Origin of the sequence: Aquimarina sp. MMG015 (assembly GCF_018100855.1) — a bacterium.
In the GTDB taxonomy this organism is placed as follows: Bacteria; Bacteroidota; Bacteroidia; order Flavobacteriales; family Flavobacteriaceae; genus Aquimarina; species Aquimarina latercula.
The window spans coordinates 764346-772134 of sequence record NZ_JAGJEB010000001.1 but is presented as its reverse complement, the minus strand read 5'-3'; the positions used below and the strand labels follow the sequence as shown (position 1 = coordinate 772134).

Sequence of the window (7789 nt, the reverse complement as noted above, 5' to 3'; positions counted from 1 at the left end):
TACTTCTGGTATTGGAATACTCGCTGCATCTTCATCATCCTCGCTCTGATTACCATCATCATTGTCAGGGGTACTATCTGGATCCAATTGATCACTTGCAGTAATCTCTGCAACATTATTATATTCTCCAATTGCACCTGTCGGAGCATTGACCAAAGCCGTAATCTGTATACTCTCGGGTGAACCAACAGCTACAGTTCCTACATTCCAAACTCCAGATCCGGGAGCATAATTACCTCCACTATTATCACTTTGATATGAATATCCTCCTGGTAACTGATCTTCTACAACAACGTTAGTTGCTGAGTTAGCTCCTCCATTAGTAACAGTAATCGTGAACACTACAGAATCTCCAACATCAGCTGAAGCCGGCGCTACTGTTTTGCCTAAACTTAAATCTGCTGATATTATGGTTACATTTGCTGTGTCTTCATCATCATCATCCGGATCAGCATCACCATTTTCATCCACAGTATTATCGGTAGAAGGATCACTATCCGGATCAAAACTGTCACTTGCTATAATCTGAGCCGAGTTCACGTATGGCCCTGAAGAATTTACAATCACATCATACGTTAAATTTAAAGTATCCCCACTAGCAACATCCAATCCTACCCAAGTTATGGACAGATTTCCTGCATTATAAATTCCTCCATTACTTACTGTTCCCGGTACCAAAGTATATCCAAGAGGTATCAAATCTTCTACACTAACACCACTAGCATCTGATGAATTAGTGAGTGTAGTATTATTATTAAAAATAGAAACAGTAAATGTTACTTGATCTCCAATGTTTACCGAAGAAGGTGTTACTGATTTTGTAAGTTCTAAATCAGATACTGGAGTTATTATAATGGTTACTTGATCTGTAGCAGGATCACAGTCACCATTTGTAATTGTCCATTCAAAAACATAAGTACCGACTATCGTTCCTGTTACATCAGTTCCGGGATCAAGTGGATCATTGATATTAGCAGTATTAGGTCCAGATACTTGTGACCACTCCCCTTGTCCTATTGTCGTTGCTGTTGCGTCCAAAGTTACCAAGGAAAGCTCTGGTAATGTTTGGTCAGGACCTGCTTCTGCTACCGCTGCATTAGATCTGACAATAATTTCCATGGTATCCACATTGGTACATCCACCTCCTACTACTGTCCACGTAAATATATAAGGATCACCTACTGGTGTAGGAGCTAAATCTATGATCAAACTTTCAGGATTGTTAGGAGCAGTAATTGTTGGACCTACGGGACCTCCTGTTTGTGTCCAAGTACCAACACCACTTGTAATTGGATCAGCATCCATAAAAGTTTGTGTTTCATCACAAAAATCCTGATCCGGACCTGCTTCTGCATCCGATGGTGGAGCTCCTGTAAAAGTAATTGTAACAGTATCTACTTGTGTATCACATAAATTAGGAGATACCGGATCTGTAAAAGGATCTGTATTGGAATTAGAAACTGTCCAAGTCAATACATATACATCATCAATACCGTCATCGCCAACATCATCAGGAACATTTAATAGTCTAGTTTCTGGATTATTAATACTTTCTATAGTTACGACTCCCCCTGATGGGTCATCTCCTGGGTTCGCAAATGACCAAACACCGTTACTACTATCAGAAGTAGCAGTTGCTGCCATTTGAACATCCAACTGACAAGCATTTGGTTGATCTGGACCAGCCTCTGCAGATCCTGGTGCTTCGAACACTTCTACTCGAACTATACTAAACTCATCTGTACAGTTTCCTATTGAATAATTCCATTGTAATATATATACTCCTGGTACCGTTAATCCATTAAGAGTAGCATTTGGATTACTGATATCTCCTGCTGGTATCGAAGCAGTATTTGAAGGTTGTTCTATAATACTCCAGGTAGCTGTTAATCCTGGATCTGCTGGAGGAGTACTTCCATTTAAGGTAATGGAATCATTATTATCTTCACAAACAAAACGATTGGTACCGGCAGATGGCATAGCACTAGGACCGCCAGTAACTGTAATAACTACATCATCAGAATTATTACATATTGCACCTGGTCCCGTATAATCTGTGGTAAACCTGAAGGTATAGGTATTACCAGGTGTAATCGTGGCATTGGCTCTATTACTATTAGAAGGAGATTGTGTAATTACGGATCCATTACTAGTAATTTCAGTCCAAGTACCTGTTGCTCCTTCTGTCGCTTCTAAAAACACACTATTTACATTACATAAATCTTGATCTGCGCCTGCAGTAGCTGGTGCGAATACATCAACTTGTATTTCATCAAAATCTGATCTAGGATCACAAACTGGTGATCCTCCTACAGTTGTCCATCTAAAGGTGTAAGAACCTGTTACCAAATCTGTAACTGTTATACTGTTGCTACTAGGATTATTGATAGTTGGATTGTTTGGCCCTGAAATCACTGTCCAAGTTCCTGTTTCGGTAACTGGATTATTTAAAGGGTCTGCAGTAATTACGGTATTGTCAGCAGCACAAACTACTTGATCACCACCTTGAATAACTGCAGGTGTTACTGGAATTCCCACATTAATAGTTACTTGATCGGTAGCCGTAGTACAGCTTCCATATTCTACTGCCCATTCAAATACATACGTACCATCTAATAGATCAGTGAAAGTAGCTGTTGGACTATTTTCATCATCCACTGTAAAACCACCTATACCTGTTACCAAACTCCAAGTTCCTGTTCCTAAAGGTGCAGGATCAGTGGCAGCCATTGTAAATGAGGTAGCACATACATCCTGATTAGGTCCAGCTTCGGCCATGGCAGCGCCTGCTACAGTAATTTCTACAGTATCCGAAGTTGCCGTACAAGCTGGAGATGGAGGTATACTGGTATATTCAATTGTCCAAGTAAATACATACGTACCATCACCAGGTAATGTTACATCAGTATCAAATTGATTTTCGTCGGCAAAAACGACTCCTGCCAAAGGTGTTACTGTCCAAGTACCTGTCTCATCGGCTTGTTCTTGATTACCTGCCAATGTAATATTAGTAATTCCGGCTCCCAAACAAGTATCAGCTCCCGCATCGGCAATAGTTGGAGACTCATCAGCTGTTGTCGTTATAGTTACTGTATCTGTAGCTGCTGGTCCACAAAAAGTAAAATCATTTATTAAGGACCAAGTAAGTACATAATTTGTAGATGCGTTTACAAAACCTGTGGCAATAGCATTAGGATCATTAACATCTGAAAATACGATACCGTCTGGAGAAGACCATGTACCTGTTTGACTATCTGCAGGAGGATCTGCAGCCAAGGTTACAGGCGCATTAAAACAAACTGTTTGATCCACACCTGCTTCTACTGGATTATTATCTAAAGGTGATACAAAAATAGTTGTATCTGAAAAAGATGGAGGTGTACAATCCGGCCCTGCACTTACTGAATATCTGAAAACATACTCTCCGGGAATAAGACTAGATATTCCTGTATTTTGAGCATAGATGTCTGCTATTGTCGCTGAATTAGGCCCTGATATTTGCGACCATACAGATTGTCCTGTAGTAATCGCATTACCGGCCAAATTACCTCCTGATTGTCCACAAATAAAAGTTTGATCAGATCCTGCATTTGCTATTGTAGGTATTAAGGAAACGGTAACATTAACAAAATCTCTAGCCTCATCACAAGCCTGAAATAAATTCCCTGTTCTTCTTCTTATAAATTCTATCGTATATGTTCCTTCTACATCCAAATTTTCAATAGTCACAGGACTACTACCTGCTGATATAGGTCCTGTTGTAGATCCTGGAGGACCATTAACAATCTGGTATTCTGTTATATTTCCACTAGTAAAGTTAAAGTCAATATCAAAAGAAGTTTGCCCGCAAGTACCTATGATATCATCTCCCATCCCAGGATTTACATCAATACTTATAGGATTTACATTGTAACGAACATTAACTATTGCTTCTTCATCACAATTAGTATTTGTATTTGTGATAGTATACCTAAATTGATATGCATTTGGCGAAGTTAATCCAGTAACTTGGGTTGTACTACTTGTCGGATCCACAATAGTAACCGGAGGATTTCCATCTATTTGTTCCCATAGTACTGTTTCATCTGTATTTTCGGGTACAGAACCTACCAAAGTAGTTTCCGTTACAGAAGGATCACAAAATCTTTGATTATTATTTTGAATTGTAGCGCCTGTTACATCCTGTGTCGCTTCATCGACAGTAATAGTAATAGTGTCACTTCCCGTGGAACAAGGCCCTGCTACTTCCCATAAAAATGTATAGGTACCTTCTCTTAAATTACCTATTCCCGTTGTGTTAGAATTTGGATCATTAATTGTTGGTGTTGTTGGACCACTAAGAAATGTCCAAGTTCCTATCTGACCTCCAAAACCAGCTCCTCCAAAAGAGGCATCCATAGTAGTGGTTTGGCTTACTGTATAACAATTGTCTAAGGGTATATCTGGACCAGCACTCACTGGTTGTTCTCCACCAAAGTTCGTTACCGTCAAATCAGCAAAAGACTCACAGAACACTCCTGAACCTGGATCTGTAGGTCCAGTAATTGTCCAACGGAGGGTTGAAACTCCTGCGCTACCTTCTGGTAATAGTATAGGTGTAGACGTAGAAGTAGGAACAGAAATAGTAACACCCGCATTATTAGCACCTACAATAGACCAAACACCTGTTTCTCCAGCATTACCTGGTGTATTTGCATTGATCACAATAGATCCAGATGTATCTGGACACGATGCTATATCAGCCCCTACAACAGCTTCTGTGATTGGGAGCACTGTAATTGTTACATCCTGAAAAGGAGTATCCCCATTAAAACATTCTGCTGAGTATCTAAATCCATAAGTATTACCTCCAATAAATCCGGTAACAATAGGATTATCAATAGTTGGATCACTAATAACAACGGTTGGTCCAGAAATCTGAGTCCAGGTTGGACCATCTGCATAGGTATCAGGACTATTACCATCTAATTGCATTACATCGTTAATACAAATAGTTTGGTTGATACCAGCATTCAGAGTACAACTTTGTGCATTCGCATTTGTAATGGATAAAAAGCCAATTAAGGTAAATAGTAATACTTTGGTAATGCGCTTATTATTATGAAAAGACAATAAGGATACAATGAAACACAAGTAATTTTTAATCATGCCAAAATAGTTAGTTAGTTTAGTGAATCCGAAAACTCAGTATAAATATTGCCCGTTTTTAAATAGTACGAAGGGGATGTTTTAGCAGAAATTATCTTAAAAATCGATGATGTGATTGTTTTTTCGACCAAGTGCACAATAAAAAGGTTCAATAATCAGTTTATGAAGATAAAGACAATAAACATCTTTTTTTGGGAATTTTCCCTCAAAATATATAAGGTAAAACCCTTTTTTATAATAATAAATTCCCTTAAAAAATTGATTAACAAATAATTGACACCTTGTATTCTGTCGAAAAAGTATTTATTTCATCGATATACCTAAATAAATAAACCTCAAAAAATCATAATTCATTTAATATTCCATCTAAATTAACGCTCAATAAAAAATGGAGTCATGTCTAGGATTAATCACACTATACTTATTGATGACAATAAAACAACTAATTTCCTCAACAAATATTTGATGTTAAAATCAAAACGTTTTAAACGTATTGAGGAATTTATAAATGGGCATACAGTGCTTGAGCGATTCGAAAAAGATGAATCTTTTGAACCAGATATCATTTTTTTAGATATAGACATGCCGAATATTAATGGTTGGGAGTTACTCGAAAGATTTGAAAAACTTTATTCTAAAAAAGTAAAGACAAAAATATTTATTCTTTCTTCGTCAATTAATAAAGAATATTCTCAAGTTTTTAAACCTAAATATTTCGCTCCTGAATACTTAATAAAACCACTAAATCTTACTATAATAGAAGCACTGTATCATAAATATTATCTTAAAGGTTAAAATATTTGATAAACTCTAGATTAATAAATGTTCCTTAATCACTACGGTTAACTAACTAACTCTGATGGACTAATAGCAAATTGTTTTTTAAAACGTTTAGAAAAATATGACGGACTAGAAAATCCAGTCTGAAAAGCGATCTCCGCAATGGTATTCTGTCGACCAATAATCAATTCCTTTGCTCGATTTAAACGAATTGAAGAAATTAGTTGATTAGGAGACATATTAGTACTAGCCTTAAGTTTACGCTGCAATTGTCGTTCACTAACACCCACTTCCGTACAAAGCATTGTTACACCATAGTAGTCATTGCTTAAATGATGATTAATATTTTGAATCACTTTTTGTAACAAAGAATCTTGTTGTGGAGATTTATTTTTATCAATCAAAGTGACATCTGTAGGAAGATTTTTAGTCGCTTTATATAATAATAAGGAAGCCCCTAATTCAGTTTTAAAAATTGTTTGATAAGGTACAAAACTCATATTTACCCCTATTAATAAATTCTTTACCGTCTGAGTTACTATAATTTGATTAGGTGTACTCTGTTTAGTTACTAAGGTTACGAAATCCTCAGTTTCTTCACAAATACAATCTTTTATAGAACATTCCTTGATATCAACCCCAATAGATATCTGCGCATTGACGCTCTTAACAATTTTCATTAATTCTGAACTACAATAAACTGCTGTACTAGGCCCTTCAAAAGTTAATGTGAATGTATCATTATCATATATCGCAACATTTCCTCCATATCTAGCTACACATTCTCTTATGAGTTTATGTAGCTTATTATCTCGTTTTATTGGAGTGCTTATATGGCCAACCATAAAGGTATAGAGCTTTTTTTCATAAACAGGTTTAGGTTTTACATCGAAAACAAATGTCCTTATTTCCTGAAGAACCCGTTCCGTATCACCAACCCAAAAAAGATGATCATTTCCTTCTAACTCTACAAATTTTGCTCCCGAAATACGTTCTGCTATAAATCGTCCTTCTTCAATCTTTACATCGATATCGTGCGTACGCTGTAATATAAGAGTAGGTACATTAATGGATCCTAAAATATCTATTATGTCAATTTGTGTATTTAATTTTGTCAACATCATAGCAGCTCCAGGACTTGCTCCTGACCTAAAATAACTAGCTAACCAATCCATAAAATTTTTATCATTAGCCTTAGAAGGAGCAAGCGCCTCGAGATTCATATCTCCACTACCCCAATTATTTTCGATCATATCATACACCTCTTGGCGTTCCTCATTAGTAGGCGCCCATGGATAATCCGAACTATAAACTCTTTTAGCAAATATCCCAAAAGAAACTAAAGAAATAGTCCGTTCAGGATAAGTAGCAGCAAAAAGAGCTGATACAGAACCTCCTTCGGAGTGCCCAAATAATACCGCTTTTTTGGATCCAACAGCATCCATTACAGCTCTGATATCATCCATTCTTTCCTCTAATGTAGGATATGTAGCAATACGATCAGAAAGTCCTGTTCCTCGTTTATCAAATAAAATAACTCTTGCTATTTTTCCTAATTCTTGTAAAAAGCTAACAAGTTCTGGACAAGCCCACATATAATCAATATTTGAGATCCATCCAGGAATATATACCAAATCAACGGTTCCAGAACCAAAAACCTGATAAGCAATATTTACATGACCACTTTTAATATAGTTGGTATTAGGTTTCATAAGAGTATAATTTAATAGGTTTTAGAATACTCTAAAATTATAAAGCCCTAATAAGAAGGCAATTAAAAAGACGTATACAATGTGTGCACCTAAATAAAAAAAGGATGTATACAAGGGATACAATAGGTAGACAACAAAAATTTAAATAT

2 protein-coding genes and 1 pseudogene are annotated in these 7789 nt (G+C 36.6%); 1 reads left to right on the top strand and 2 read right to left on the bottom strand.

Going from position 1 to position 7789, the window contains the following annotated elements; translation table 11 throughout:
- A pseudogene (locus J8L88_RS03320) lies at nt 1–5148 on the bottom strand (hypothetical protein); the annotation flags it as partial.
- A 396-nt stretch (nt 5149–5544) separates the two neighbouring features.
- On the opposite strand from J8L88_RS03320, the gene J8L88_RS03315 reads away from it, so the two are divergent.
- Nucleotides 5545–5943 carry a two-component system response regulator gene (locus J8L88_RS03315; protein WP_211059929.1) on the top strand — a complete coding sequence of 133 codons (399 nt, stop codon included), beginning with the start codon at nt 5545–5547 and terminating at the stop codon, nt 5941–5943.
- Nucleotides 5944–5990: 47 nt separating this feature from the next.
- Here the strand turns inward: J8L88_RS03315 and J8L88_RS03310 are convergent, their stop codons facing one another.
- Nucleotides 5991–7640: an alpha/beta fold hydrolase gene (locus tag J8L88_RS03310; protein ID WP_211059928.1), complete on the bottom strand. Its 1650-nt coding sequence runs from the start codon at nt 7638–7640 to the stop codon at nt 5991–5993.
- Nucleotides 7641–7789 lie beyond the last annotated feature (149 nt).